Origin of the sequence: Jeotgalibacillus haloalkalitolerans, assembly GCF_034427455.1 — a bacterium.
GTDB classification, from domain to species: Bacteria; Bacillota; Bacilli; order Bacillales; family Jeotgalibacillaceae; genus Jeotgalibacillus; species Jeotgalibacillus haloalkalitolerans.
The window spans coordinates 232,530-259,313 of record NZ_JAXQNN010000004.1 but is presented as its reverse complement, the minus strand read 5'-3'; the positions used below and the strand labels follow the sequence as shown (position 1 = coordinate 259,313).

23 protein-coding genes are annotated in these 26,784 nt (G+C 42.8%); 13 read left to right on the top strand and 10 right to left on the bottom strand.

Translation table 11 applies throughout. From position 1 onward, the window contains the following. Positions 1-131 precede the first annotated feature (131 nt). From UFB30_RS12800 to UFB30_RS12785, 4 genes are all read left to right on the top strand, one after another. Entirely contained in the window at positions 132-1,862 is a 1,731-nt protein-coding gene (locus UFB30_RS12800; protein ID WP_322422086.1) for a phospho-sugar mutase, read from the top strand. Positions 1,863-2,188: 326 nt separating this feature from the next. After that, positions 2,189-3,298, top strand: coding sequence for a GAF domain-containing sensor histidine kinase (locus tag UFB30_RS12795; protein ID WP_322422085.1), 1,110 nt, complete (start codon positions 2,189-2,191; stop codon positions 3,296-3,298). A gap of 11 nt (positions 3,299-3,309) precedes the next feature. After that, positions 3,310-3,963, top strand: coding sequence for a response regulator transcription factor (locus tag UFB30_RS12790; RefSeq protein WP_322422084.1), 654 nt, complete (start codon positions 3,310-3,312; stop codon positions 3,961-3,963). Positions 3,964-4,290: 327 nt separating this feature from the next. Next, positions 4,291-5,271 carry a zinc-binding dehydrogenase gene (locus UFB30_RS12785; RefSeq protein WP_322422083.1) on the top strand — a complete coding sequence of 327 codons (981 nt, stop codon included), beginning with the start codon at positions 4,291-4,293 and terminating at the stop codon, positions 5,269-5,271. A gap of 94 nt (positions 5,272-5,365) precedes the next feature. Here UFB30_RS12785 and UFB30_RS12780 read toward each other — a convergent pair whose 3' ends face one another. Next, a complete protein-coding gene (locus tag UFB30_RS12780) occupies positions 5,366-5,953 on the bottom strand; it encodes a PepSY domain-containing protein (RefSeq protein ID WP_322422082.1) in 588 nt (195 codons plus the stop codon). 133 nt (positions 5,954-6,086) lie between these two features. On the opposite strand from UFB30_RS12780, the gene UFB30_RS12775 reads away from it, so the two are divergent. The 3 genes from UFB30_RS12775 to UFB30_RS12765 all read left to right on the top strand — a co-directional run bounded on the left by UFB30_RS12775 (position 6,087) and on the right by UFB30_RS12765 (position 8,753). Further along, positions 6,087-7,433 (top strand): SpoVR family protein, encoded by a 1,347-nt coding sequence (locus UFB30_RS12775; protein WP_322422081.1) that lies wholly within the window; start codon positions 6,087-6,089, stop codon positions 7,431-7,433. A gap of 124 nt (positions 7,434-7,557) precedes the next feature. Then, complete coding sequence (locus UFB30_RS12770; protein WP_435390889.1) at positions 7,558-8,196, top strand: FMN-dependent NADH-azoreductase; 639 nt, start codon at positions 7,558-7,560, stop codon at positions 8,194-8,196. Between the two features lie 86 nt (positions 8,197-8,282). Continuing rightward, the gene (locus UFB30_RS12765) at positions 8,283-8,753 is read left to right on the top strand and encodes an NUDIX hydrolase (protein WP_322422080.1); all 471 of its coding nucleotides are present in this window, start codon (positions 8,283-8,285) and stop codon (positions 8,751-8,753) included. 33 nt (positions 8,754-8,786) lie between these two features. Here the strand turns inward: UFB30_RS12765 and UFB30_RS12760 are convergent, their stop codons facing one another. From UFB30_RS12760 to UFB30_RS12735, 6 genes are all read right to left on the bottom strand, one after another. Next, positions 8,787-8,915 carry a hypothetical protein gene (locus UFB30_RS12760; RefSeq protein WP_322422079.1) on the bottom strand — a complete coding sequence of 43 codons (129 nt, stop codon included), beginning with the start codon at positions 8,913-8,915 and terminating at the stop codon, positions 8,787-8,789. 135 nt (positions 8,916-9,050) lie between these two features. After that, entirely contained in the window at positions 9,051-10,526 is a 1,476-nt protein-coding gene (locus UFB30_RS12755) for a SulP family inorganic anion transporter (protein WP_435390888.1), read from the bottom strand. 309 nt (positions 10,527-10,835) lie between these two features. Beyond that, positions 10,836-12,518 carry a glycoside hydrolase family 13 protein gene (locus UFB30_RS12750; RefSeq protein WP_322422078.1) on the bottom strand — a complete coding sequence of 561 codons (1,683 nt, stop codon included), beginning with the start codon at positions 12,516-12,518 and terminating at the stop codon, positions 10,836-10,838. A 395-nt stretch (positions 12,519-12,913) separates the two neighbouring features. Next, positions 12,914-14,269, bottom strand: coding sequence for a hemolysin family protein (locus UFB30_RS12745; RefSeq protein ID WP_322422077.1), 1,356 nt, complete (start codon positions 14,267-14,269; stop codon positions 12,914-12,916). Positions 14,270-14,515: 246 nt separating this feature from the next. Then, complete coding sequence (locus tag UFB30_RS12740; protein WP_322422076.1) at positions 14,516-15,418, bottom strand: aldo/keto reductase; 903 nt, start codon at positions 15,416-15,418, stop codon at positions 14,516-14,518. Positions 15,419-15,422: 4 nt separating this feature from the next. Further along, the gene (locus tag UFB30_RS12735) at positions 15,423-15,701 is read right to left on the bottom strand and encodes a hypothetical protein (RefSeq protein WP_322422075.1); all 279 of its coding nucleotides are present in this window, start codon (positions 15,699-15,701) and stop codon (positions 15,423-15,425) included. Between the two features lie 94 nt (positions 15,702-15,795). Here UFB30_RS12735 and kynU point away from each other — a divergent pair, with 94 nt between their 5' ends. Both kynU and kynB read left to right on the top strand, forming a co-directional pair. Next, the gene (gene kynU / locus UFB30_RS12730; protein WP_322422074.1) at positions 15,796-17,073 is read left to right on the top strand and encodes a kynureninase; all 1,278 of its coding nucleotides are present in this window, start codon (positions 15,796-15,798) and stop codon (positions 17,071-17,073) included. A gap of 12 nt (positions 17,074-17,085) precedes the next feature. Beyond that, on the top strand, positions 17,086-17,703 hold the full coding sequence (gene kynB, locus UFB30_RS12725; protein WP_322422073.1) for an arylformamidase: 618 nt from the start codon (positions 17,086-17,088) through the stop codon (positions 17,701-17,703). Positions 17,704-17,732: 29 nt separating this feature from the next. Here kynB and UFB30_RS12720 read toward each other — a convergent pair whose 3' ends face one another. Continuing rightward, the gene (locus UFB30_RS12720) at positions 17,733-18,167 is read right to left on the bottom strand and encodes an arsenate reductase/protein-tyrosine-phosphatase family protein (RefSeq protein ID WP_322422072.1); all 435 of its coding nucleotides are present in this window, start codon (positions 18,165-18,167) and stop codon (positions 17,733-17,735) included. A gap of 177 nt (positions 18,168-18,344) precedes the next feature. Between UFB30_RS12720 and UFB30_RS12715 the strand changes: the two genes are divergently transcribed. Both UFB30_RS12715 and UFB30_RS12710 read left to right on the top strand, forming a co-directional pair. Further along, entirely contained in the window at positions 18,345-19,595 is a 1,251-nt protein-coding gene (locus tag UFB30_RS12715; RefSeq protein ID WP_322422071.1) for a dicarboxylate/amino acid:cation symporter, read from the top strand. Between the two features lie 76 nt (positions 19,596-19,671). Next, positions 19,672-19,845 carry a twin-arginine translocase TatA/TatE family subunit gene (locus UFB30_RS12710; protein ID WP_322422070.1) on the top strand — a complete coding sequence of 58 codons (174 nt, stop codon included), beginning with the start codon at positions 19,672-19,674 and terminating at the stop codon, positions 19,843-19,845. A gap of 92 nt (positions 19,846-19,937) precedes the next feature. Here UFB30_RS12710 and UFB30_RS12705 read toward each other — a convergent pair whose 3' ends face one another. Continuing rightward, complete coding sequence (locus UFB30_RS12705; RefSeq protein ID WP_435390887.1) at positions 19,938-21,338, bottom strand: cryptochrome/photolyase family protein; 1,401 nt, start codon at positions 21,336-21,338, stop codon at positions 19,938-19,940. Between the two features lie 15 nt (positions 21,339-21,353). Beyond that, entirely contained in the window at positions 21,354-21,923 is a 570-nt protein-coding gene (locus UFB30_RS12700) for a TetR/AcrR family transcriptional regulator (protein WP_322422068.1), read from the bottom strand. A gap of 868 nt (positions 21,924-22,791) precedes the next feature. Here UFB30_RS12700 and UFB30_RS12695 point away from each other — a divergent pair. Continuing rightward, a complete protein-coding gene (locus tag UFB30_RS12695) occupies positions 22,792-24,549 on the top strand; it encodes an ABC transporter ATP-binding protein (RefSeq protein ID WP_322422067.1) in 1,758 nt (585 codons plus the stop codon). Next, positions 24,546-26,558, top strand: a complete 2,013-nt coding sequence (locus UFB30_RS12690) for an ABC transporter ATP-binding protein (RefSeq protein WP_322422066.1) — start codon at positions 24,546-24,548, stop codon at positions 26,556-26,558. Before UFB30_RS12695 ends, UFB30_RS12690 begins: the two co-directional genes overlap by 4 nt. Positions 26,559-26,784: the final 226 nt, after the last annotated feature.

Genomic DNA, 26,784 nt, shown 5'->3' with positions numbered 1-26,784 from the left:
AGTAATCCGAAACAGAGGGTGAGACAACGTTGTCCCGCCCTCTGATTTTTAATAAGATCTTTTCTGACTTTTCAATATTCAACAGTCTGAGGGCATGCTACAATAGTAAAAACCAATACGGAGGGGATTTTATGAGCGTACAGAATACATATAACAAATGGGTGACTTATGAAGGACTGGATCAGGAGCTGCATGCTGAACTGGCAGCAATGAAAGGGAACGATAAAGCAATTGAAGATGCATTTTATAAGAACCTTGAATTCGGTACAGGCGGTATGCGCGGTGAAATCGGTGCAGGAACGAATAAAATGAACATTTATACAGTCCGCAAAGCTGCAGAGGGACTGGCGAAATACATAGAAAAAAGCGGGGAAGAAGCAAAAAATAAAGGCGTTGTGCTGGCATATGACTGCCGCAGAAAATCTCCTGAGTTCTCTATGGAAATTGCACGCACGCTCGCTTCTCACGGAATTAAAACGTACGTCTTTGAATCACTCAGATCAACGCCTGAGCTGTCATTTGCCGTTCGTCATCTTGGAACTTTCATGGGCGGAATGACAACAGCCAGTCATAACCCTCCTGAATATAACGGTTTTAAAGTATATGGGGCTGATGGTGCCCAGCTGAACCTCAAGGATGCAGATGATGTGATTGATGAAATCAACCTGATCGAAAACGAACTCGATATTCAGGTAAAGCCTGTTGAGGAGCTGAAGTCTGCAGGTCTGATTGAAATTGTTGGTGCTGATCTGGACGATGCGTATGCTGAACACCTGATTACAGTTTCTGAAAAGCCTCAGATGGCAAAGGAATCAGACTTGAAGGTTGTTTTCTCTCCTCTGCACGGTGCATCTAACGCGATGGTACAGCGCGGACTGAAAGCGCTTGGATATGATGTCCATGTGGTAGCAGAGCAGGAAATGCCTGATTCAGAATTCCCTACCCTTAAATCTCCAAACCCTGAAGAACCGGGTGCATTTGAGTATGCGATCAGAGATGGAAAGAAGGTAAATGCCGACCTGCTGATCACAGCTGATCCGGACGGTGACAGACTCGGACTAGCAGTACAGGGACCAAACGGAGAGTATACGCTGTTAACTGGTAATCAGACAGGTGCGCTCCTGCTCGATTATCTGCTGGCACGTAAAAAAGAAAAAGGTCAGCTGCCTGAAAATGGACGGGTATTCAAAACCATCGTTACATCAGAAATCGGCAGAAAAGTAGCTGAGCATTATGGTGCAACAGCTGAAGACGTTCTGACAGGATTCAAATTTATCGGTGAAAAAATTAAGCATTATCAGGCCTCAGGTGAATATGAATTCCTTTTTGGCTATGAAGAAAGCTACGGCTACCTTGTAAAAGACTTTGCGCGTGATAAAGATGCGATTCAGGCAGCACTGCTCGCAACAGAAGCCGCAGCTTATCATAAAGCTGAAGGCAAGACACTGTATGAAGTGCTTCTCGCAATTTATGAGCGGCACGGTTATTACAAGGAGGATCTTGAATCCATCACAATGAAGGGGAAGGATGGGGCTGAAAAAATCCAGTCACTTTTATCATCCCTTCGTGCAACACCGCTTCAGGAAGTTGCAGGCTTATCTGTTGAAGCACAGGAAGATTATTTAACATCTCTGCGCCGCCACTCAAAAGAAGGCGCTGAGTATAAAATCAACCTGCCTGCATCAAACGTGCTGAAATATTTCCTTGAAGATGGCTCATGGGTATGCGTCAGACCAAGCGGTACAGAACCGAAAATCAAATTCTACTTCAGCGTAGTCGGCACATCACTCGACGACAGTGAAGAAAAACTGAGCAGCATTAAAAAATCCTTTATGGAGAAAATTAAAGCTGAGTTGAACTGATAATAATATATAGAAGATGGATGATAAGGGGCTGGCACAAAAATGTGTCCAGCCTCTTTAATCGTTTCGCTGCGCTTCAGGCGGACGCTTTCCGGACGGAGGTTGCTGAGCCTCCTCAGCCTGCGGCTTGCGGGGTCTCAGCTTCCCTCTATTCGTCCCGGATTCGCCGCCTTCCGCTCCGCTGCACTGAAGTTTTCATTGAAAGTGAGTTTTGGAATTTTCAATATCACTTTTCATGCATTTCAGCCTTTTGACCGAACAGGAAACATTAGTACCCTCAGAGTGTATGACTTATAATAAAAACAACAGAAATGGGCGGTGATGATATGAACGATCCCTCACATGTAACAATCCTGAAAGAAATTGCTGAGCTTCTGAACGAGGAAACAGAACTCGAACCGATGCTTCAGGGATCACTTGAAAAATTCCTTGAAGGTACAGATTTTCACACAGGCTGGGTCTTTTTTATTGAGGAAAACGGCAAACATGCCTTAATTGCTCACGAAAACCTTCCTGATATTCTGACTGAACAGGATTGTTTCTATATGAAAACAGGCGGCTGCTGGTGTGTAAACCGCTTTAGACAGGGGAGACTGAGAAAGGCCTCTAATATAATTGAATGCAAGAGGATCACAGAAGCAATCGACCGCAGTCAGGTAAACCCTGAAGGCATCACACATCACGCAACAGTGCCGCTGCAATCAGGTAACGAACGTTTTGGGCTACTGAATGTAGCTACACCAGGCAGAAGAGAATTTGAAGCAAATGAGCTGGCACTGCTTGAATCCGTTGCATTTCAGATCGGGTCTGCGATCAAGCGGATCCAGCTGACTAAAAAAGAGCAGGAAGTTGCCTTAATGCAGGAGCGGAACAGGCTTGCCAGGGATCTGCATGACTCAGTTAACCAGCTGTTATTTTCAATGACGCTCACAGCAAGAGGCGGAGCGGAGATGTCTGATGAGCAGGATGTAAAAGAAACATTTCAGAGCCTCCAGTCACTTGCCCAGGAAGCGCTGACTGAAATGAGAGCGCTGATCTGGCAGCTTCGCCCTAAAGGCATGGAAGGCGGGCTGACTGAAGCGCTGAACGGTTTTGCTGAGATGCTTGGATTAAAAGCGACCATCAAAATTGAAGGGGTTCTGAACCTGCCTTCGAAGGTGGAAGAAACCATTTTCAGGATCGGTCAGGAAGCCATTACAAACTGTAAAAGGCATGCCGGAGCAGATGAAATTTATATCTGGATTGAAGCGGAAGCAGACAAAATTAAGCTGACCATCCGAGATTTTGGCCGGGGTTTTTATCCAGATCACGTAGAGAAGCTTCCGTCAGTGGGCATCTCGAGTATGAAAGAGCGAACAAGGCTTTTAAATGGAGATTTTTCGCTGAAAAGCCATCCTGCTGAAGGAACACAGATAAAAATTGTATTGCCCTACTAGGAGGTGTTTAGATGTCAATTAAATTACTGATCGCAGACGATCACCATGTTGTCAGAAGAGGACTCGTCTTCTTTTTAAAAACCCAGAAGGACATTGAAATCGTCGGCGAGGCGAAAAACGGAGTTGAAGCTGTCGCGATGGTTAAGAAATTCCAGCCTGATGTTGTGCTGATGGACCTTGTAATGCCTGAGATGGATGGCATAGAAGCGACAAGAGAAATCAAGCGTGCGCTTCCTTCAACGGAAATTATGATGCTGACAAGCTTTTCCGACCAGGATCATGTTGTGCCGGCTATTGAAGCCGGAGCAGCAGGGTATCAGCTGAAAGATATCGAGCCTGATGAACTGGCAGACTCGATCCGGAAGCTTGTGAAAGGTGAAAATACATTACACCCTAAAGCGACGAGTCACTTAATGACACGCGTGAACCAAGAAGAGCCATCGCCCCATGAAGTTCATCAGCTGACTAAAAGAGAAAAGGATGTCCTGCTGGAGCTGGCAAAAGGAAAAAGCAACAAGGAGATTGCATCTTCATTATTTATTACCGAAAAAACTGTAAAAACGCATATATCTAATCTCTTTTCGAAGCTTGAAGTATCTGATCGTACACAGGCTGCACTCTATGCAGTGAAACATGGCCTGGCTTCAACTGAGAGAAAATTTTAAGGAGGATAGGGGACAAATTATTCTTTATTGTGTAAATCAAGGTATAGATTACAATCATAGTGCAGCGAAGAGTAAGGCGGCGACTCCGGAGCGATTAGTGGGAAGCTGAGACCCCGCAGCCGAAGGCGAGGAGGCTCAGCAACCATCGCTTGGAAAGCGTCCGACTGAAGCGCAGCGAAACGAGTTAGAGGATAAGGCATTTTTGTCTTATCTTTTTTTGCAGGCAAATTAGTAGGTCGCTCATTAGCTGCATGATAAAATCAACTCTCAGATTATTTGTCTTACATAATGGGTAACATCAAAGAAAGATAGAAGGAGGAATGTGACGTGAAAGCATTACTTTTAAAGGATAAAGGACAATGGCGTGAGATGCAGGTAGAGGAGATAGAAAAGCCGGTGCCTGCAGAAGGTGAAATTCTGGTAAGGGTGAAAGCTGTGGGACTGAATCCTGTTGATTATAAAACCGGTCAAAATGGTTCTCCGGCCTGGACGTACCCGCATATTTTGGGACTTGATGCAGCTGGTGAGGTAGAAGAAACAGGGGCTGGTGTTACAGGCTTTGACAAGGGAGATCGCGTTGTATTTCTGGCAGATATGACTAAGAAAGGCGCATTTGCAGAGTATGCAATTGCCAAAGCGCGTACAGTATCCAAGCTTCCTGAGGGCGTATCTTTTACTGATGCAGCTGCACTGCCTGTGGCTGCCTATACGGCTTATCAGGCGTTGTTTTATAAGCTTCATATTCAAAAGAACAAAACGATTCTGATTCATGCAGGAGCTGGCGGAGTAGGCGGATTTGCCATTCAGCTTGCAAAATATGCGGGGCTGACAGTCATTACGACTGCTTCAGAAGAGAATCATGATCATGTGAAGCAGCTGGGTGCAGACTTCGCGATTGACTATAACAAGGAAGATTTTGTTCAGAAAACAAAAGAATACACAGATGACCTGGGTGTGAACTATGTACTTGATACAGTCGGAAGGGAAAATGCGACTAAATCACTTGAAGCACTTGCCTATAATGGACAGATCGCCTTTATTGCCGGTCAGCCTGAAATGAATGAATCGATTTCATTCGCACATCCGATTTCTTTTCACCATGTAGCACTTGGCAGTGTGTATCAATCAGAAAATCATGATGAAGAAGCAACGCTGAAATCAATTGGTGATCATCTGGTTGAACTGCTTGCTAAAGGAGAAATAAAAAGCCTTGTAGAGCAGGTAATCTCACTCGAAGAAGTTCCTAAAGGACTGGAAGAGCTTGAAACGAGAAAAGTAAAAGGAAAGATTGTAGCGGAGATTAACTAAAAGTGGCTCACTTCACTGCTGCGGTAAGCATCTGCCAAAAGTGGAGTAAAACACTTAAAGAGCACGGGACGCGATTGTCCCGTGCTCAGTTTTTTTAATCATCAAACTCCATATTAAGGATGTCTCCCGTCACTGCATCGATATCAAATTCAGCTTCCTGTTCACCATTCTTCAGTTCGATTTCATAAATCATTTTGCCGTCATCATCATCCAGCTCGATTTCTTCCGGTTTTCCGGTGAATTCAGCTGTTGCAATATCCAGTGCTTCCTGTTTGGATAGCAGGTCCTTACTGTTTACATCTGAGTCTCTGTCATCGTCATCATCCCAGTCCGTTTTACTTCTTAGTACTTCTCCGGTCACTGCATCCATATCAAGGTCCACATCTTCAGGTCCGTTATCAATATCAATGTCATATACCATTCTGCCGTTCTGACGTTCGAGCTCAATGCTCTCTACAACACCTTCAAATTCAGACAGAGCTTTCTCTTTCGCTTCTTCAAGAGTGAGAAGGTTTTCATCTTGATTTTGCTGTACGGGTGAGTTTGCCTGCGCATTTTCTGTACGCTCAGCCTGATCCTGGATGCCGACTGTTTTGAACTGATCAGCTAACGCGTCTGCCCCGAATGCTCCTCCCAAAATGACTGCTCCTGCAATGGTTCCACCGATTAACTTTCTGTTCATGTTTGACGCCTCCTTATTTTGTTCTTGATTTTATCTTACCTGGGGAATCTTAGAAGACAGGGGGAGGGAGATTAAAAATTAATGAGAATGAGATGTTTCAGTAAAGAATAGAGTATAGGAAGGGGGGACGTGAATGGAATCAAAAGTATTAGCCAGAACAATCGGTGAAGTAACTGAAATTGCTAAAGGGTTCGGTCTAGATTTTTATCCGATGCGCTATGAGATCTGTCCCGCATCTGTCATTTATACATTTGGTGCATATGGAATGCCCTCGCGCTTTTCCCATTGGAGTTTTGGAAAACAGTATCACAAAATGAAAATGCAGTATGACCTTGGCTTGAGTAAAATCTATGAGCTCGTTGTGAATACAAATCCATGCTATGCATTTCTTCTTGATACAAATACACTGATCCAGAATAAGCTCATTATTGCCCACGTCCTTGCGCATAGTGATTTTTTTAAAAACAATGTACGGTTTAGTAAAACAAACCGGGATATGATCCAGCAGATGAGTGCAACGTCAGAGCGGATCAAAGCGTATGAAAAACAATTTGGTGTAGAAAAAGTAGAGGATTTCTTAAATGCTGTATTAGCGATTGAAGAACATATTGATCCTCTGCTGTTCAAATCAGAACTGCCGGTGCAGGAATCAAAACCAATAAAATCAAAAGAGCCTTATAGTGATTTGTGGGATGAAGACGTTGAAAAGAATGAACCGGTAAAAAAGAAAAATTTCCCCGAACAGCCGGAAAAAGATTTAATGCTGTTTATTCAGTCCCACAGTAAAGAGCTTGAAGAATGGCAACGGGACATTATGACAATGGTACGGGAAGAAATGCTGTATTTCTGGCCGCAGCTTGAGACGAAGATTTTAAATGAAGGATGGGCAACGTACTGGCATCAGAAAATCATGCGGGAGCTGCCGCTGACAGAGGAAGAAACGATTGAATACGCAAAGTTAAATGCAAGTGTCATTCAGCCGTCAAAAACATCAATCAACCCATATTATCTTGGTCTGAAGCTGCTGCAGGATATCGAGAAGAAGGAAGAAAACGAAAAGAAAGCGAAGAAAAAACTGTTTGAAATACGTGAGCTTGAGTCGGACCAGTCGTTTATCAGAAACTACTTTACGAAGGAATTTTCAAGACAGGAAGACCTGTATTTATTCCAGCAGTTCGGCAAGGACTACAAAATTACAGATAAAGATTTTGAAGCGGTGAGAGATGAGCTTGTACAGTCCAGAGTCAACGGTGGTTTCCCTTGTCTTTATGTTGAAGACGGGGATTATATGAAAAATGGAGAACTATATATCAGGCATGCCTACGAAGGAACAGAGCTGGACGTTCAATATCTTGAAAAGGTTATGCACTATATCTATCAACTGTGGGGAAGAACGGTCCATTTCGAAACAGTATTGAATCAGAAGGCCTTTTTGTTTACATGCAGTGGCCGCGGGGTATATAAAAAGCAGGTTGAATAGACAAGTTAAGCAGATCATTTGAATTGATCTGTTTTTTTGTTTAAAATTAGCCTGTATTCGAGATAAATGAGAATATGACTTTCGTAAACAGTAATAAATTTTTTCAAAAAGGAGTTTTTACATCATGAGAGTACTAGTTGTTAAAGCAAACAATCGTCCATCAGACCAGTCAGTTTCTGCGAAAATGCATGATTTATTCCTGGAAGAAATCAAGAATAATGAAGAGATTACAGTCGACCATGTTGATTTATATAATGAAGAACTACCGTATATCGGACAGGACTTCCTTGCTGCACAATTCAAATCAGCAGAGAGTGCACCATTAACTGACGCTGAAAGCAAAGTACTGACAATTGCCAACAGCCACCTTGAACGCTTCAAACAGGCGGATGTCATTGTTTTTGCGTTCCCACTCTGGAACTTCACTGTACCGGCAGTGCTGCACACGTATATGGACTACCTGTTCCGTGCAGGGGAGACATTCCGCTATACTGCTGAAGGACCTCAGGGATTAATGGGTGACAAGCGTGCAATCCTGCTAAATGCAAGAGGAGGAGACTACTCTGCGCCGGCAATGCAAGGTGCTGAAATGAGCGTTAACTTTATTAAAAATGCACTTGGCTTTTTTGGTATCCAGCAGCAGACTGATGTGATCATTGAAGGTCACAACCAGTACGTTGACCGTTCAGAAGAAATTAAAGAAGAAGGCTTTAAGCGCGTAGTTGAAGCTGCAAAAGATCTAAGCGCAGTCGCTGCACGATAAACAAAAAACAGTTCCGCACTTTTGCGGGACTGTTTTTTAAATTAAAATAAATACGTTATAATCAATCCCATAAGGAGTGGATAAAAATGGGTTACATAGAGAATATAAGAGCAAAAATCGGTCACGACCCGGTAAATCTTGTTGGTGTGGCAGTGCTGGCTTTTAACGAATCAGGCAATATTCTCCTGCAAAAAAGACCGGATGACGTGTGGGGGCTTCCGGGTGGATTAATTGAACTTGGAGAATCTACTGAGGATGCTGCGAGAAGGGAAGTAAAAGAAGAGACAGGTATTGAGATAGGCAGGCTTGAGCTTGTAACGGTGTTATCCGGAGAGGACTACCACGTAAAGCTGCCAAATGGTGATGAATTTTTTGCAGTCACAGTTGTGTATTATACAAAAGATGTGACTGGAGAGCTGAAAGCTGATGGGATTGAAACAATCGAGACTGACTTTTTCCCGCTGAATGAACTGCCTGAAGGAACGAGTCCGAGAATCAGAAAGATGCTGAGAGATTCGGCAGACCAATTATCGGATTTTGGGGAGAAGCAAAATTAAAAAGCTTTCCGGAAAATGTCCGGAAAGCTTTACTTATAAAAGCATATGTAGCATGACTGCACCTATTCCAAGTCCTAAAATAAAGTAGTTTTGAATACCGCCGGGCTTTTCCTCACGTGACGAAACCTCTTCTAAACGCTGAAGCAATTGATCCATTTTCATTCAGATCGACTCCATTCATCTAACGGTAAATTTATTATAAACGAATAAGAAAGCGCCTTCAATTAATGATGTGAATATTTTGATCATTTATTATGAATATAAAAATCCCGGATGATATAACATCCGGGAAAATGTTTAATGTCCTGATACCTTTGCATCAGGCTGATCATATACTGATAGCTGATCAACCAGCTCATTACTCTCTTTATTTAAACCTGTTAACTTTACTTCAGCACCATTTTGCTGAATCTTGATTGCCACTTTATCAACAGCATTGATGGCTGAATCATCCCAAAGATGAGCTTTTGTAAAATCAAGAACAACTGTATCCATGCCCTGAGGATCAAAGTCAATCTCAGACACAAAATCAGTTACAGAAGCAAAGAAGATCTGTCCTTCAACACGGTACGTAATCTGTGATGCAGCTTCATCAATTTCTTTATCAATGTGTACTTTTGAAATCTTAGCAGCAAAGAAAATCGCGCTTAGAAGCACGCCGGCAAGCACACCTTTTGACAGGTCATGCGTGATTACAACAGTCGCAACTGTCACGATCATAACAGCAGCGTCTGTTCTTGGCACTTTGTGGAGACGAGTCAGTGAACCCCAGTCAAATGTACCGATTGATACCATAATCATGACACCGACGAGTACTGCCATCGGAATTTGTACAACAACATCTGTCAGTACCATAATCAGACCGAGCAGAACCGCTCCTGCTGTAAAGGAGGAAAGACGGCCACGCCCACCTGACTTCACATTGATCACAGCCTGTCCAATCATCGCACAGCCTGCCATACCGCCGAAGCAGCCAGTAATCATATTCGCAATTCCCTGACCGCGTGCTTCTTTATTCTTATCACTCGGTGTATCCGTCATATCATCAACAATCTGAGCTGTCAGCAGTGATTCAAGCAGGCCGACTACTGCTAGTGAAATCGAATAAGGAAGAATAATCATCAGCGTTTCAAGTGTAAATGGTACATTCGGAATTAGAAAAGAAGGAAGCGTCTGAGAAATCGTTCCCATATCTCCTACCGTTTTTGTTCCAACACCTGTTGCCATGACAAAACCAGTCACCACAATGATTGCAATCAATGGGGAAGGGATCGCTTTGAAAAACCTTGGAACCAGATAGATGATGGCAAGTGATACTGCCACTAACGCATACATCGTCCAGCCTGCACCTTCAAATTGCTCTAATTGTGCCATAAAAATTAAAATCGCAAGTGCATTCACAAAGCCGATCATAACGGAATTCGGAATAAATCTCATCAGTTTGCCAAGCTTTAACACACCCATAATCAGCTGAATAAATCCTGTCAAAATCGTAGCAGCGAATAAATACTGCAATCCATGATCAGCAACAAGTGTTACCATCAGAAGTGCCATTGCACCAGTGGCACCTGATATCATACCGGGACGTCCGCCGATAAATGCAATCACAACGGCAATACAAAAGGCAGCATAAAGTCCAACCATCGGATCAACACCCGCAATGATTGAAAAGGCAATGGCTTCAGGGATCAGTGCGAGAGCCACTAAAATACCGGACATAATGTCCCCACGCACGTTACCGAACCATTCCTGCTTATATTTAGTTAAATCCAATTTGAAAATCTCTCCTTTAAATATATATTTTTGCGACTTTTCACTCTCAGAAAAGTCAGGTCCGTTTATAACGAGGAGAATTATAGCACGATTTGCCTAAAATAAAAAAGATAATGAAAGCGCATAAAATAGAGTTATAGTCTTTTATTCTTGATTAAACTCTCTTTTACTGGTTACTTTCACTAAATTGACAAGAATGAAATGAAAAGAATTCAGATAATAGTTCAAATTAATGCAGGAATCGCTAAGAGGGTGAGAGGACTTAATAAAATTAAGCCAGAGACACGTTTGTCCCTGGCTCATCATGTATTAATTAAGTTTGTATACTCTTGCCTCATAAGGTTTCAATACAATTGTTGAAGTATCATCATGCGTCGTAACAGGAAGATTATTCAGCATCAGCTTGTCAAAGCTTAATGTAAAATCAAGGTCATCACAAATTGCGTCCTTTGTAGAAAGATTTGTGAAAATCACAACCTGCTCATCTTCAAGCGTTCTTGTGTAAGCATAGATCTGGTGATGTTCATCAAGAATGAGATCATAAGTGCCATACGTAAATAATTCATTGTTTTTCTTCATTTCAATCATACGCTTATAGAATGACAGGACTGAGTCTTCATCCTTCAGCTGGTCTTCAACGTTAATCTCTTTGTAGTTTGGATTCACTTTCATCCATGGGGAGCCAGTAGTAAAGCCAGCCTGGTCTTTACTTGACCACTGCATCGGCGTTCTGCTGTTATCACGTGAAGAAGCCCACAGAATGCGCATAATATCATCGTGCGGCACACCATCTTCACGGCGGATCCGGTAAAGGTTCTTCGCAGATACATCATCGTAATCATCGATTGAATCAAACTGAACGTTTGTCATACCGATTTCCTGCCCCTGATAGATAAAAGGTGTACCCTGCATCAGGAAGTACATCGCAGCCATTGACGTTGCACTTTCATACCAGTACTCATCATCATTACCCCATGTAGACACAACACGCGGCTTGTCGTGGTTCTCAATAAATAAAGCGTTCCAGCCATTGTTCTCAAGGCCTTTTTGCCATCTGGTCAGTACTTTTTTCAGCTCAACGATATCAAGCTGAAGGTTTGTTTCAGCATCCCACAGTCCAAGGTGTTCGAACTGGAAGATCATATCCATTTTGCCTTTTTTCTCTCCAACCCAGAGGTCTGCTTCATCAATGGATACACCATTTGCTTCGCCGACGGTCATCACGTCATACTGGCCGTATGTTTTATCCTTAAATTCCTTTAGAAGAGGCTGGATTCCTTTTTGATTCATATGCATGTCAAAAGAAGATACATACTTTTTCTTCTTAGGGTTTGGCAGATCAGGGAATTTCTTGCGCTTTTTAATATGGCTGACTGCATCAATTCTGAAGCCGTCAATTCCCTTATCAAGCCAGTAATTCACCTGATCATAAATCGCCTGTCTTGCCTCGGGGTTTTCCCAATTTACATCAGGCTGCTTGGTTGAGAAAACGTGAAGGTAGTATTGATCTGTTTTTTCATCGTATTCCCATGCAGAACCGCCAAAAATACTTTCCCAGTTATTCGGCTCGGCAATCGTCTTGCCTGACTTATCTTTTTTACCGTCACGCCAGATATACCAGTCACGCTTCGGGCTGTCTTTGGATTCGCGGGACTCAATGAACCACTGGTGCTCATCACTTGTATGGTTAGGAACAAAATCAATGATCAGCTTCATATCGCGCTTGTGCACTTCATTCAATAACGTATCGAAATCTTCCATTGTGCCGAAGTCATCCATAATTGCCTGGTAATCAGAAATATCATATCCGTTATCATCATTTGGAGACTGATACATCGGGCAGATCCAGATCACATCAATTCCAAGCTCTTTTACATAATCAAGTCTCTGTACAATTCCCTGTAAATCGCCGATTCCGTCACCGTTTGAATCCTGAAAACTTCTCGGATAAATCTGATAACCGACAGCTTCTTTCCACCAAATTTTCTTCATCTATTGGCACCTCCATATTTAATGCAATCGCTTGCACTAACATTCAAATAAAATGCCCTGACTGCAATGCGCAAAAAATATGCCTGCAATACAAAGCGTTAAAAAATCTGTTTTTTTATACCCGTTTATTTTACCGTCTCCTGCCCGTTTAAGCAATGATTATTTCATTACGATATCTGAAATAAATAAAGAGCCAGTGACAATATTGTCTCTGGCTCTTGTACCCGTTTCGCTGCGCTTCAGGCGGACGCTTTCCGGACGGAGGTTGCTGAGCCTCCTCGCCTTAGGCTGTGGGGTCTCAGCTTCCCTCTATTCGTCCCGGAGTCGCCGCCTTACGCTCCGCTACACTATTTTTACTTAAAAATACAAACTGTATTGTATAATTTGGGTTCAGTTTACAATGCTTCCGTCGTTCTGACAGCAGGGGAAGGAGTGGTTTCAACCTCAGAGACTTCTTCTTCAGACAGCTTCCAGACTTCAAGGTAGAGAATGTGGTATCCTTCTACATCGTTCACTCTGAACACATGACCCTGTTCATAGATCTCATCTCCGACCTCAGCGTTAAAGTTCCGTGTCATGAACCAGCCGCCGATTGTATCAACATCTTCTTCATCAATATCAATATCGAGCAGTTCATTTACACTTTGAACAAGCACTTTGGAATCAAGTATATAATGATGCTCATTAATCTGCTGAACATCAGGGATCTCATCAGCATCGAACTCATCCTGAATTTCACCGACAATTTCTTCGATGATATCTTCCATTGTCACGAGACCGGATGTGCCGCCATATTCATCGAGTAAGATACCCATATGCATTCTGTCTCTCTGGAATTTATGAAGCAGCTCATGGATCGGAATACTGTCGATTACCTGAATAATCGGGTGAGTAAACTCAGATACAGTGCGCTTTCCATTTTCCTGATTTTCAATAAATGCTGTCATCAGTTCTTTCATATTAATCATTCCGATAATATTATCCCGGTCACCATCTTCAGTGACAGGATAACGTGTATACTGCTCTTCTTTCATGACTTCAAATACTTCAAGCAGCGTAAGGCCGCTGTCCACACTTGCAATTTCTGTTCTGGGTACCATAATTTCTTTTGCAACACGCTCATCAAATTCGAAAATTTTATTTACGAATTTATATTCTGACTGATTAATCTCACCGCTTTTCAAGCTTTCAGAAAGAATCATGCGTAATTCTTCCTCTGAATGCGCAGCATCGTTTGAAGAAGAGTGCTTTAAGCCGAACATTCCTGTCAAAAGGCGCGCTGATCCATTTAAAAATCTGATAAAAGGATAAAGGATGCGATAAAACCAGATTAATGGCGATGCAAACATTAATGTAATTCTCTCAGCCTGTTGAATAGCAATAATCTTAGGCGACAGTTCCCCAATGACAACATGCAGAAATGTAATCAGTGAAAATGCCAGTACGAAAGATAAAGCCGGTGTCCATGATAGGTCAAACCCTGCAAATAACGGTGCGATCATCGCTGCGATGACCGGTCCACCGATCCAGCCGAGTGCCAATGCAGAAACGGTAATGCCAAGCTGGCACGCAGATAAATATTCATCCAGATTATCCATTACTTTTTTTGCATTAGCAGCCTTTGGATGTCCTTCTTCAAGCAGCTGATCAATCCGCGTGGACCTCACCTTTACAATAGAGAATTCAGAAACTACAAAAAATGCAGTACATGCAAGTAAAACAACGACCAAAATTAAATTGTCTATCTCCAATGATGCGAGAGCATTCCCTTAAGCGGAAAGCTCTCTTCCACCTCCTGTGAATGTTAGTGTATAGGCATCAGAGTTCATCCGGATAGAATGGAGGCTCCGATTAGAGCTTGACTCTGAGCCTTATTGCCTTTGACAAATCGAACACGTATACAGTTCAGGTTCATAACCCCATCAGATTTCCTCCATTCTCATCTTAATTGCCTATATTCTACCACAGTCAGCAAATTTTTTACTAGCTGATTTCACTTAAGGGACATCATGACCAAGGACTGCCTGATAAATTGTGAACCACTGGTGAGCATCCATACGGTATTTCTGTGCATTCACAGCGGATTGGATCCGCTCGATTTTCCCGGATCCAGCAATGACAGAAATGTTGGCAGGATGGGTATAGAGCCATGCATAAATCACTTCATCCAGCTGGTCTGTACCGATTTCTTCGCCAACTTCCTGAAGCGCTGCACGAATTCTGACAGCTTTTTCATCCTGACCCGTTAAAATCTTTCCGCCGGCAAGCGGAGACCACGCCATTGGAGGTGTTTTCTTTTCGATTGTCATGTCGAGTGTGCCATCTTCGAAATTCTCCAGATGATAAGGACTCAGCTCAATCTGATTGGTGCAAAGCGGCTGATCGACATACGACTGAAGCATGTTGAACTGACTTCTTTTAAAGTTAGAAACACCAAAGTGTTTAACTTTTCCTGAACGGTGTAATTCATCAAATGCTTCTGCTGTTTCTTCCGGATTCATTAATGGATCTGGCCGGTGAATCAATAGCAGGTCAATCGCTTCGACTGAAAGGTTCTTTAATGACTGTTCCACTGAATTTAGTATATGTGCCTTACTCGTGTCATAATGATGACTTCTGTGTGCAGGACGGTTAGGTGATTGCAGTACAATCCCGCACTTTGTTACAATTTCCATCTTTTCACGGAGAGAAGGCTCGAGTGCCAGCGCTTCCCCGAAAAGTGATTCACATTGATACCCTCCGTAAATATCTGCATGGTCAAACGTTGTAATGCCCGTTTCCATGACTTCCTGGATCAGTGACAGACGTTCTTCCTTTGACAGGTTCCAGCCTGATAGGTGCATCATGCCATGTACTGTTTTTGAAATAGATAAATCAGTTGCTAATTGTATTCTTTGCATGTGATTAACCTCCATTTTGATAAGTAATGATCCGCATTGTAAAAAGAATAAAAATAATGGCGATCAGCCTGATGATATAAGATTCAGCAGAAACGCCGATCAGATACAAAAGGGATATTAAAATTGCCATATTCAGCATTTGGATGCGGTCGCGCGTAATTGCCGCATTCATAGACAGCAAGATAATCAGAGGGAGTATGTACAATACTGCCGCTGAGATGGCCGGTTCAATGACCAGGATAGGGATGAGGATCACAATGAATCCGATTCTGATTTTGTGCACCTGATCTCTTCCTCCTGACTTCGCAAATCAATGTGCTTTCCTGTATGATAATATCATATTAATTCAATCATTATGTACTATAGGGGGCTTTATAATGGGTTTCACATTTGATTTGAATGAAGCAGAACAGTTTGATGAAAAGGATGTATTAGCCGCGTTCCGTGATGAATTTTACATAAAAAAAGGTCAGTATTATCTCGACGGCAACTCACTCGGGCTGCTTTCTAAAAAAGCAGAACAGGCTGTAATGGATCTGCTTGGCAGCTGGAGAAAATATGGGATCGAAGGGTGGATGGAAGGTGAACATCCATGGTTTACCCTATCTGAATCACTTGGTGATAAGACGGCACCATTAATTGGGGCAAAGCCTTCTGAAGTGATTGTGACGGGCTCTATCACTGTGAACCTGCATCAGATGCTTTCAACCTTTTATCAGCCGGAAGGAAAGCGCACGAAAATTGCAGCAGATGAATTAAATTTTCCATCTGATATTTACGCACTTCAAAGTCAGATATCACTAAAAGGACTGAACCCTGAAGAACAATTAATCAAAGCAGCTTCAGAAGATGGTGTCACATTAACAGTCGAGGATATTGACCGTGTGTGTACAGATGAAGTAGCAGTCCTGTTATTACCATCTGTGTTATACCGCAGCGGCCAGCTTCTTCCTATTAAAGAGATTACTAAACGCGCGCATGAAAAGGGGATACTTGTCGGGTTTGATCTCGCTCATTCGATTGGGGCTGTTCCGCATCAGTTGCATGACTGGGGCGTTGATTTTGCTGTCTGGTGTAACTATAAATATATGAATAATGGTCCCGGCGGTACAGGTGGACTATACATTCATGAAAAGCATCACGATCATATGCCGGGATTAAAAGGATGGTTCGGCTCTGATAAAGAAAAGCAGTTTGATATGGCGCATACTTTTACAAAAGCAGATGGAGCAGGCGCTTATCAGATCGGTACACCGAATATTTTATCAACTGCACCACTGATCGGAAGTCTTGCGCTTTTTGAAGAAGCGGGGATTGAAAAGCTGAGAGAAAAGTCGTTACATCAGACCGGATACATTGCTGCTTTTGTGGAAAAAGAGCTGCAGCAGTTTGGAATGAAAAAAGTGACACCATCAGCTGATGAGGATAGAGGCGGACATATCGCGCTTCAGCACCCGTATGCAGCCGGTATTTGCAAAGCGATGAAAGCAGAAGGAATTATCCCTGATTTCAGGGCGCCTGACATCATCCGTCTTGCACCGGCAGCCTTTTATACAAGTTATAAAGATCTTTATGAAGCAATGCAGTTAATCAGGAGGATTATGAAAGAGGAAACGTATAAACACTATTCTAATGAACGTAATGTCATTGCGTAAGGAGCTGTTGATATGAAACTGATTGATATTTCAATGATGCTTAGCAGCGAAACACCAAACTGGCCAGGAGATACGCCTTTTCATTACGAAGTGGCCTGGCCGATGGAAGAGAGCGGGTCAGTGAATGTAGGTAAAATCGAAACGAGCACACATATGGGTACCCATATTGATGCACCCTTTCATTATGATGAAAATGGAAAAACGACTGATGAACTAGATTTAAATCGTTATTTTGCAAAAGCAGAAGTAATTGATTGTACGGGAATAGATGAGATCACCAGAGAACATATTGAGCTTAAGGGTCATGGGATAACAGCAGTATTATTTAAAACCACTGCCTGGAGAAATCGTAATGAGTTTCCTGAAAGTATTCCTGTGATGAATGAAGCGGTGCCGGCTTATCTTAAAAGCCGGGGGATTAACCTGATCGGGGTGGATTTGCCATCTGTAGACCATCTTGACAGCAAGCCGCTCCCGATTCATCACGCGCTTCATCAGCAGGATATCAATATTTTAGAAGGTATCGTGCTGGATGAGGTGGAATCGGGAAGTTATCAGCTGATTGCCATGCCGCTGAAAATTAAAGACGGGGATGGCAGTCCTGTTCGTGCCGTCCTGATTTCAGAATAAAAAAGTATCCTCTGCTTCCAGGCAGAGGATTACACAGCTGATGCTGAGAGATCTTTTTCAAGTTCGCGGATTTTAAGCGCGATTTCATCACAAATTTCCTGAAACATGGCCCATTTTATAAATGGGTCATCTGCGCGCTTAGCCGGATTCACAATATTCCAATTGATCACTTTATCCGAAAAAGAAGGGTGAATACTGATCGCTTCATCTTTTTCCGGATCCTGTATAAGGACAATCACATCCGCTTTCCTGAGGTCGCTTTCACTTATGCGATACGGTGTAATCGATGCTATATCTATACTGATTTCTTGCATTGCCTGTAAAGTGAAAGGGTTCTTCCTGGCCCCTGCCCATCCCGCACTTTTAAAAACAGTCCCGGGAATGTAAAGACGTGAGGCCCATCCTTCAGCGATTGAGCTGCGTTCATGGTTTGCTGATATAAAATAAATCAATCGATCGGCCATACGAACAGCTCCTTTCATTTCGTCTTACATAATTCACTATACCCATCTTTCAAAAAATATATGCACATAGACCTGTTTTCCCGCGCATTATTTGATTTCTGAGTGGTTAGCAGGTAAATTGATGGGGGTATAGATTAAAAAGCAGTTTGCTTATCATGTATGAATGGAGGACACTGTATGAAAATAAATCTGACAGCTAAAATACTCATCGGCTTAGTGCTCGGTATTATTGTCGGCCTTGTATTAAATATATTCGCATCCGATCTGTTTAGTACGCTGGATACATATTTATTTAATCCGCTGGGTGAAATTTTTCTCGGGTTAATTAATATGCTCGTTGTGCCAATTGTTTTCTTCTCACTTGTGCTTGGAGTAGCCGGCCTGGGTGATACGAAAAAACTTGGCAGAATGGGTGTAAAAACAATTCTCACCTTCCTGACGACGACGGCAATAGCCATCACAATCGGACTGACACTGGCATCTGTGATTCAGCCTGGGAGTGATTCACTGTTTACACAGGAAGAAAAAGATGCAGCTGAATTTGAGGAAAGTGAGGCACCTTCTGTAGGTGAGACACTGCTGAATATTATTCCTGATAATCCTATTATGGCAATGGCTGAAGGCAATATGCTGCAAATCATTGCATTTGCTATATTTATCGGGTTTGCAATTACTGTACTCGGCGAAAAAACAAAGGGCATCTATCAATTGTTTGAACAGGGGAATGATATCATGATGTTCCTCGTTGGAATCGTCATGAAGTTTGCTCCTTATGGCACTTTTGGGTTGATTGCTTCAGCACTTGGAGAAGCAGGACTTGATTCATTGCAGAGTATTTTAATGTATGTGCTTGTCGTATTACTTGCGCTTGTCATTCATGCAGTGATTACCTACGGCTCAATCATTATGTTCCTGGCAAAGAAGAGTCCAATCTGGTTCTATAAAAACTTTTTCCCTGCCATGACAGTCGGATTCAGTACATCATCGAGTAACGCAACACTGCCGATCTCAATGGAAACTGCACAAAAAGAGCTGAAGGTGTCAAAACCTGCAAGTTCATTCGTTCAGCCGCTCGGCGCTACAATTAATATGGATGGTACAGCGATCATGCAGGGGGTTGCGACGATTTTCATCGCTCAGGTATATGCGGTTGACCTGACATTTGTAGAGCTGCTGACCGTTGTATTGACCGCGGTACTAGCAAGTATTGGAACTGCCGGTGTGCCGGGTGTGGGAATGATTCTCCTGGCAATGGTATTAACATCAGTCAACCTTCCTGTAGCCGGTATCGGATTAATTATAGGAATAGACAGAATACTTGATATGACCAGAACAGCGATCAATATCTCAGGTGATGCAGCAGTCGCACTTTTCGTATCAGAATCTGAAAAGAAACGAAAAATTAAAGAACAGCGCGGGGAAGCGTAATTCACAATATCTCCACTCGCATTTTACAAAAAAAGATGTATACTGAGAGCAAGAAGAAAAGAAGGGGTAGTGTACAATGAACCTCGGATTTGGAGAAATATTAATTATCCTGTTTGTTGCTCTTATCGTGTTTGGTCCGTCAAAGCTGCCTGAGCTTGGCAAAACAGCCGGAAAAACACTTTACGAATTTAAAAAAGGCATGAACTCAGTGATGAAAGATGAGGAGTCGAAAAAACCGTCCCAGAAGTAATTGGGACGGTTTTTTTATATGGTGCAGGGGAACGGTTATAAGGATTCAAAAAATAAACCACTCAACTCCGCCCCCGGTGAGCTGTTTTTCTATCATGACTTCTTCACATCATCATAACGATCCAGCGCCCGCTGTCTTGCTGCCTTGTGATCAACAACCGGTTCAGGATAATCTTCACCAATCACAATGCCGGCTTCTTCAAGCACGTCATCCGGCGCACCTGAGGGATCATGGATATGTTTTGCAGGCATTGTTTTCAGTTCCGGCACCCATTTTTTAATATAGTCGCCATCAGGATCGAATTTTTCTGACTGGGTTGTGGGATTAAAGATCCTGAAGAAAGGAGAGGCGTCTGCTCCTGAACCGGCGACCCACTGCCAACCCATAACGTTATTTGCAACGTCAGCATCAACCAGCGTATCGTCAAACCAGTCAGCACCTTCTCTCCAGTGTATGAGCAGATCTTTTGTCAGGAAAGACCCCACAATCATTCTGACACGGTTATGCATATAGCCTGTTGACCATAACTCTCTCATGCCTGCATCCACAATTGGAAAACCGGTTTTGCCTTTTTTCCATGCAGCAAACTGATTTTTTTCATTCATCCATTTAAAATCTTTGAACTGATCATTCATCGGATCTGTTTCCGTTTCAGGAAAATGAGTGATCAGTGAGTAGGCAAAATCCCTCCACACCAACTGTCTGATAAAAGGCTCTCCGGCAGCTTCAGCATTCTTTTTAATTGAATGGTACACACTTCTGGCTGACAGCAGACCGAGCGCAAAATAAGGGGATAGTGCTGAACTTACCTCTGCAGCAGGGAAGTCCCGTTCCTTTTTATATACTTTCAGCTTCTTATCCATAAAAGCCTGGAAGCGTCTGACTGCTGCTTCTTCAGAAGGCGTCCATCTCTTTTCCATTCCGCCTGTCCAGTCGATCTCAGGAAGCAGCTCTAAATCATCAAGTGACAGTGAGTCCTTCTTTTTAAATGAAACAGGATCCACCTTTTTGACCGACGGAAGCGCCTGTGGAACTTCATGTTTCTGGAGCGCTTTATAAAAAGGAGTGAAAACTTTATAAGGTTCACCGTCTTTCTTTTTCACATCCCACGGTGGAAGTAGAAGTCTTCCTTCATAAGTGTTCACATCAAGCCCCTGGTCATGAAGTGCTTCGCCTATTTCGCGATCCCTGTTAAAAACGGAGGGTTCATACTGTCTGTTCCAGTGGATAGAAGTAATTTCGTATTCCTTAATTAGGTGATTAAGAATTTTTTCAGGATTTCCTTTGGCAATGAATAGCTTGCCCCCGGCAGAATCCAGTCGTTTCTGAAAAGATTCAAGTGCATGGTGAAGAAACCATTTTTGAGCAGCACCAATCTTTTCGTCTTCATCAAAAATATAAACCGGCAATACTTTGCCGGCTTCTGCAGCGTGATACAGACCTGGATTGTCATGAAGCCGCAGGTCTTTTCTGATCCATACGATAGAAGTCATCATACCGCTCCTTTATCAGGGAGTAATCCCGTTTTCGATCATATCAAATAACATTTCCGCCCATTCTTCCTTTGGTATTCCCTCAGTGTTTTGAATTAAAACAGATTGAAAGAATACACCGGCAATGAGTGTAGACGGCAGGTTTGCTCTGATTGAGCCTTCTTTTTTAGCTTTCTCGATCAGCATCATCAACAGCTGAAAGAGTCTGCCTGACTGTGCATCGAGCTGTTCAAGCTGCTTTCTCACCTGAGAAGAGGCACTTTTATCAAGGGAAGGTCTCATCTTAATCATGTCATACACCTGAGAGTATTCCATGAACAAATAAAGCAGATCCTTCAGCGTCAGAAATGCATCAGGCTGCTGGCTGAGCCGGTCGATTTTTTTCATCACCTGATCCATTAAATTGGTCATATAGTCAGCGATGAGTTCGTCTTTATTTTTGTAGTATTCATAAATTGTACTTCTGGCAACGTCAAGGCGCTCTGAAAGGGCTTTGAAGTGAAAGCCTTCATAGCCTTTTTCTAAAAGCAGACTTTCTGTCGCTTCCATCAGTTCAGTAATATTCATTTTTCTTTGTCGCGCCATATGCACTCATCCTTTAAGATCGTCCTGTAATCAGTATATCGGAAAATGGGGAAGAAGTGGGAAATGAAGCGGTTTTGCAGTAGAAAGCGCATAAAAAAGAACCCTGTTTTTCAGGGTTCTGATACGTGCTACTTAAAACATTGGGAGAATATAATTAATAATCATAAGATACCGATAAAAATAATGATGTAAGCAGCGTAGTTATTAAGTGTGATCCTTGATTACTTCATGATTAACCAATCAGATTAATTAAGAAGAAAATAACAACAATTGCACCGATGATCATTAGAATTGTACGTAACATGGTAACGCCTCCTCGTCATAAATAAAAACTTTGTATTTAATAGTAAGATACCCATAGGAGGACCCTGCAAACCAGCTTTCGTTTATTTTGCAAATAAAAAGTTCAGGAAATGTGCTGAGCAAATCTTCAATGATTTCTGAAAAATATATTGACAACCTTCAGATGGTAGTTTATTCTAATGATGTTCAAAGAATGGACAAAAATCGTACAGAAAGGAGCTGTGTGTCATGATCATCATCAAACGTAAAGAATATTCTGCAAAACTGAATATCACGCAGCGAACTTTTTTCTGACGATCTGAATGATTGATTGACTGGTAAAGGTGTTGTCTGCGTATGCAGTCAGCGCCTTTTTTTAAAGCATACTCTGCTTTTTTACAGGCGGAGTATGCTTTTTTGTTGCCATTTTTTAGTTGATAACAGTTGATCTGTTTTCATACATATTACTTTCAGGAGGAATGATGGAGATGAAAAGAATGTACACAGACATGTTAATGGCAGGTTACAAGAAGGCTTTGGATAGTGGGTAGCCTGACTCGAACCGGAATAAAGGAGGTACTCAGATATGTTTGATATTTTTATTAAGCTCGGCTGGTTTTTTAAAGAACACTGGAAACGTTATACCGTTGCAATTGGTCTATTATTGATTGCTAATTTATTTGAAGTTGTTCCGCCATTTCTGGTCGGGATGGCAATTGATGATATTTTTATGGGTGAGCTGACACAGGATTTGTTAATCCGTTATTTATTGATCCTTGCTGGAATTGGTGTCGTGACTTATATCATGAACTATGTATGGCAGTATCTGCTTTTTGGTGGTGCACACCAGATTGAGCGCCGTCTGAGATCCATGTTCATGGGGAAGCTTCTTCAGATGACGCCCGGCTTTTATGAAAGAAACCGAACCGGTGACCTGATGGCAAGGGCAACAAATGATTTAAAGGCGGTATCTGTTACTGCCGGCTTCGGTGTATTAACGCTCATTGATTCCACGGCGTATATGCTGACCATTCTTTTAACAATGGGATTTTTAATTTCATGGGAGCTGACGCTTGCGGCAGTATTGCCGCTGCCAATCCTTGCTTTTGTCATGAAAATCCTCGGTAAAAAAATTCATGAGCGATACATGGTCGCCCAGGATGCTTTTGGGGATTTAAATGATCGTGTACTTGAATCAATTGCCGGCGTGCGGGTCATCAGGGCATATGTGCAGGAGCGGCGGGATGAAGAGCTGTTTCATCAGCATACGGAGGATGTGTATCAGAAAAATATCCGCGTATCGTTTATTGATTCGCTCTTTAATCCGCTGACAAAAGTGCTGACAGGGATCAGTTATATGATTGGCCTTGGATATGGTGCATACCTTGTGTTTAATCAGGCGATTACGCTTGGTCAGCTTGTCTCGTTTAATGTATATCTTGGGATGCTGATCTGGCCGATGTTTGCAATTGGAGAGCTTATCAATATTATGCAGCGCGGCAACGCTTCTATGGATCGTGTAAATGAAACATTGAGCAGTACGCCGGATGTGGCAGAGCCTGCATACGCTGCTGCAGTCAGCTCAATGGACAGTATCGAGTTCCGTGAGACAGCGTTTCAATATCCTTCTTCAAATGTTCAGAACTTAAAAAATCTGAACATCAGGCTGAAGCAGGGGCAGACACTTGGAATCGTTGGTAGAACGGGAAGCGGTAAAACGACAATCGTCAGGCAGCTCCTGAAGGAATATCCGGCAGGAGACGGTAAAATTGCAGTTAGTAACACCGGATTAAATGATCTGACAAAGGATCAGCTGTTATCATGGGTCGGCTATGTACCTCAGGAGCATGTGTTGTTTTCAAAGTCTGTCCGTGACAATATTTTATTCGGTGCTGAAGATGCGACAGAGGAAGAGCTGATGAAAGCGATAAAGATGGCTCATTTCGAAAAGGATCTTGAGATGCTGCCGGATGGTCTGGACACAATGGTCGGAGAAAAAGGCGTTGCATTATCAGGCGGACAAAAGCAGCGGATTTCTATTGCCCGTGCGTTAATTAAAGATCCGTCACTGCTGATTCTTGATGATTCTTTATCTGCAGTTGATGCCAAAACTGAAGCAGCAATCTTAGAGAATATAAAAAATGAACGGAACGGTAAGACAACGATGATCACGACTCACAGGCTGTCTGCAGTTGAACATGCAGACTGGATTGTTGTCATGGATAACGGTGAGATTGTGGAAGAAGGCGTGCACGAGGACCTTCTGAAAAAGAAAGGCTGGTACTTTGAGCAGTATGAGCGCCAGCAGGTTGAAGAGTCGCTGTTAGAGGAGGTGCAGTCATGAGTGTGGGAAAACGCCTCTGGCAATATGGTCTGATGTATAAAAAGACGATCCTCATTGCGCTTGTGATGCTGACAATTTCAGTTGCAGCTGAGCTCGCAGGTCCCTTTATCGCGAAGAAAATGATTGATGATCATATTCTTGGTATTGAAGAGACATGGGTGGAAACAGGAAATACAGAAGATGCAGTGTCATATAATGGCACATTTTATAAAAGAGAAGCTTATTTAAATAATGGTGAGCAGGGTGAAAGTCAGGCTCATATTTTCCAGATCGGTCTGAACTTTTACTTTGTGGATGAACCGGTTGAAGCGGAAGGTGAAAGAAACTATCAGGACGGTCAGTTAATATTCGGATCAGGTGACGGGGCAACAGCTTATCCTGCTGAAGAGCTGACGAGAGGAGAGGTGTTTGCATTCTATACACCTGAGATCCCGAGAATGCTCTGGCTTGTCGCGCTCTACTTCGGTTTAACAGTGGTGGCTGCGATTTTTCACTTCGGTCAGGAATTCCAGCTGCAGCGCTCAGCAAACAGAATTATTCAGAAAATGCGTACCCAGGTATTCAATCATATCCAGCGCCTGCCGATCAATTATTTTGATAATCTGCCTGCAGGTAAAGTTGTAGCAAGGATCACAAATGATACTGAAGCAATCCGGGAACTGTATGTTCAGGTGCTGGGACAGTTTTTCCATAGCGGTGTATATATTACCGGTATTTACATTGCATTGTTTATCCTTGATCCGAACTTAGCTGCGATCTGTTTGGTTTTGCTCCCGATCTTATACATCTGGATGCTGCTGTATCGTAAATATGCATCAGTCTACAACCAGACAGTCAGATCAAAGGTGAGTGAAATCAATGCTTCTATTAATGAAGCGATACAGGGAATGAGTATTATCCAGGCTTTCAGAAGAGAGGGCCGGATCCAGGAAGAGTTTGAAGAAAAGAATACGACACATTTTCAGTTTCAGAATAAGCTGCTGAATCTGAATGCGCTGATGTCACACAATCTGGTGAACATTTTGCGTAATCTGACATTCGTGGCGTTCATCTGGTACTTCGGTGGTGCTGCACTGACGGCTGAATCCTTTGTGACTGTCGGGGTGCTGTATGCGTTTGTTGATTACCTGACAAGACTGTTCCAGCCTGTCACAGGAATCGTCAATCAGCTTGCAAATCTTGAGCTTGCGCTTGTAGCAGGGAAAAGGGTATTCGGGCTGATGGACGAAGATGGTGAAGAAGTCAGGGACGAAAGAATAGAACGGTTAAAAGGGCACGTTGTATTTAATGATGTGTCATTTGCTTATAAAAAAGAAGATTATGTATTAAAGAACCTGTCATTTGAAGCACAGCCAGGCCAGACGATCGGACTTGTCGGACATACCGGTTCAGGAAAATCATCAATTATGAACCTGCTGTTCCGCTTTTATGACTGTCAAAAAGGGGAGATTCTCATTGATGGACAAAACATCAAAGAATTACCTCGGCAAACCATTCGCGATCACATGGGGATTGTACTCCAGGATCCGTATCTCTTTACAGGTACAATTGCATCCAATGTCAGCCTCAATGATCCTCGAATATCAAGACAAAAAATAGAGGATGCATTAAAGGCTGTCGGTGCAGACCAGGTGCTGACAAACCTGGAACAGGGAATTGACGAGCCTGTGATTGAAAAAGGCAGTACATTATCATCAGGACAGAGGCAGCTGATCTCTTTTGCAAGAGCACTTGCTTTTGACCCGGCGGTACTTGTACTCGACGAAGCGACATCAAGTGTGGACACTGAAACAGAATCAGTCATTCAGCATGCGATGGATGCGTTGAAAACAGGCAGAACGACATTCATAATTGCACACCGCCTGTCAACGATCCGCAATGCAGACCAGATTCTTGTATTAGACCGCGGACACATCGTCGAACGCGGCACACATGATGAGCTGATGGCAAATCGGGGTAAATATTATCAAATGTACGAACTGCAGCAGGGAAAACAGCAGGCAGGTTAATGCTTGCCTTGTATATGCTGTAAAAAAAAGCCTGAGACACTTTTGAAGTGTTTCAGGCTTTTTTCATCGTTCCGCTGCGCTTCAGGCGAATGCTTTCCGGACGGAGGTTGCTGAGCCTCCTCGCCTTAGGCTGTGGGGGCTCAGCTTCCCTCTAATCGTCCCGGAGTCACCGCCTTCCGCTCCGCTGCACTTTGAAGTTCATTTGAATGCTGTTTAACTTAATAAA

What these genes read in the sequence shown, in the direction of transcription:
- UFB30_RS12775 (WP_322422081.1), top strand. Translation starts at nt 6,087, where the DNA reads ATGGAATCAAAAGTATTAGCCAGAACAATCGGTGAAGTAACTGAAATT.
- UFB30_RS12760 (WP_322422079.1), bottom strand. Translation starts at nt 8,915, where the DNA reads ATGAAAATGGATCAATTGCTTCAGCGTTTAGAAGAGGTTTCGTCACGT.
- UFB30_RS12770 (WP_435390889.1), top strand. Translation starts at nt 7,558, where the DNA reads ATGAGAGTACTAGTTGTTAAAGCAAACAATCGTCCATCAGACCAGTCA.
- UFB30_RS12765 (WP_322422080.1), top strand. Translation starts at nt 8,283, where the DNA reads ATGGGTTACATAGAGAATATAAGAGCAAAAATCGGTCACGACCCGGTA.
- UFB30_RS12790 (WP_322422084.1), top strand. Translation starts at nt 3,310, where the DNA reads ATGTCAATTAAATTACTGATCGCAGACGATCACCATGTTGTCAGAAGA.
- UFB30_RS12695 (WP_322422067.1), top strand. Translation starts at nt 22,792, where the DNA reads ATGTTTGATATTTTTATTAAGCTCGGCTGGTTTTTTAAAGAACACTGG.
- UFB30_RS12690 (WP_322422066.1), top strand. Translation starts at nt 24,546, where the DNA reads ATGAGTGTGGGAAAACGCCTCTGGCAATATGGTCTGATGTATAAAAAG.
- UFB30_RS12720 (WP_322422072.1), bottom strand. Translation starts at nt 18,167, where the DNA reads ATGGCCGATCGATTGATTTATTTTATATCAGCAAACCATGAACGCAGC.
- kynU (WP_322422074.1), top strand. Translation starts at nt 15,796, where the DNA reads ATGGGTTTCACATTTGATTTGAATGAAGCAGAACAGTTTGATGAAAAG.
- UFB30_RS12780 (WP_322422082.1), bottom strand. Translation starts at nt 5,953, where the DNA reads ATGAACAGAAAGTTAATCGGTGGAACCATTGCAGGAGCAGTCATTTTG.
- UFB30_RS12700 (WP_322422068.1), bottom strand. Translation starts at nt 21,923, where the DNA reads ATGGCGCGACAAAGAAAAATGAATATTACTGAACTGATGGAAGCGACA.
- UFB30_RS12710 (WP_322422070.1), top strand. Translation starts at nt 19,672, where the DNA reads ATGAACCTCGGATTTGGAGAAATATTAATTATCCTGTTTGTTGCTCTT.
- kynB (WP_322422073.1), top strand. Translation starts at nt 17,086, where the DNA reads ATGAAACTGATTGATATTTCAATGATGCTTAGCAGCGAAACACCAAAC.
- UFB30_RS12750 (WP_322422078.1), bottom strand. Translation starts at nt 12,518, where the DNA reads ATGAAGAAAATTTGGTGGAAAGAAGCTGTCGGTTATCAGATTTATCCG.
- UFB30_RS12795 (WP_322422085.1), top strand. Translation starts at nt 2,189, where the DNA reads ATGAACGATCCCTCACATGTAACAATCCTGAAAGAAATTGCTGAGCTT.
- UFB30_RS12800 (WP_322422086.1), top strand. Translation starts at nt 132, where the DNA reads ATGAGCGTACAGAATACATATAACAAATGGGTGACTTATGAAGGACTG.
- UFB30_RS12740 (WP_322422076.1), bottom strand. Translation starts at nt 15,418, where the DNA reads ATGCAAAGAATACAATTAGCAACTGATTTATCTATTTCAAAAACAGTA.
- UFB30_RS12705 (WP_435390887.1), bottom strand. Translation starts at nt 21,338, where the DNA reads ATGACTTCTATCGTATGGATCAGAAAAGACCTGCGGCTTCATGACAAT.
- UFB30_RS12715 (WP_322422071.1), top strand. Translation starts at nt 18,345, where the DNA reads ATGAAAATAAATCTGACAGCTAAAATACTCATCGGCTTAGTGCTCGGT.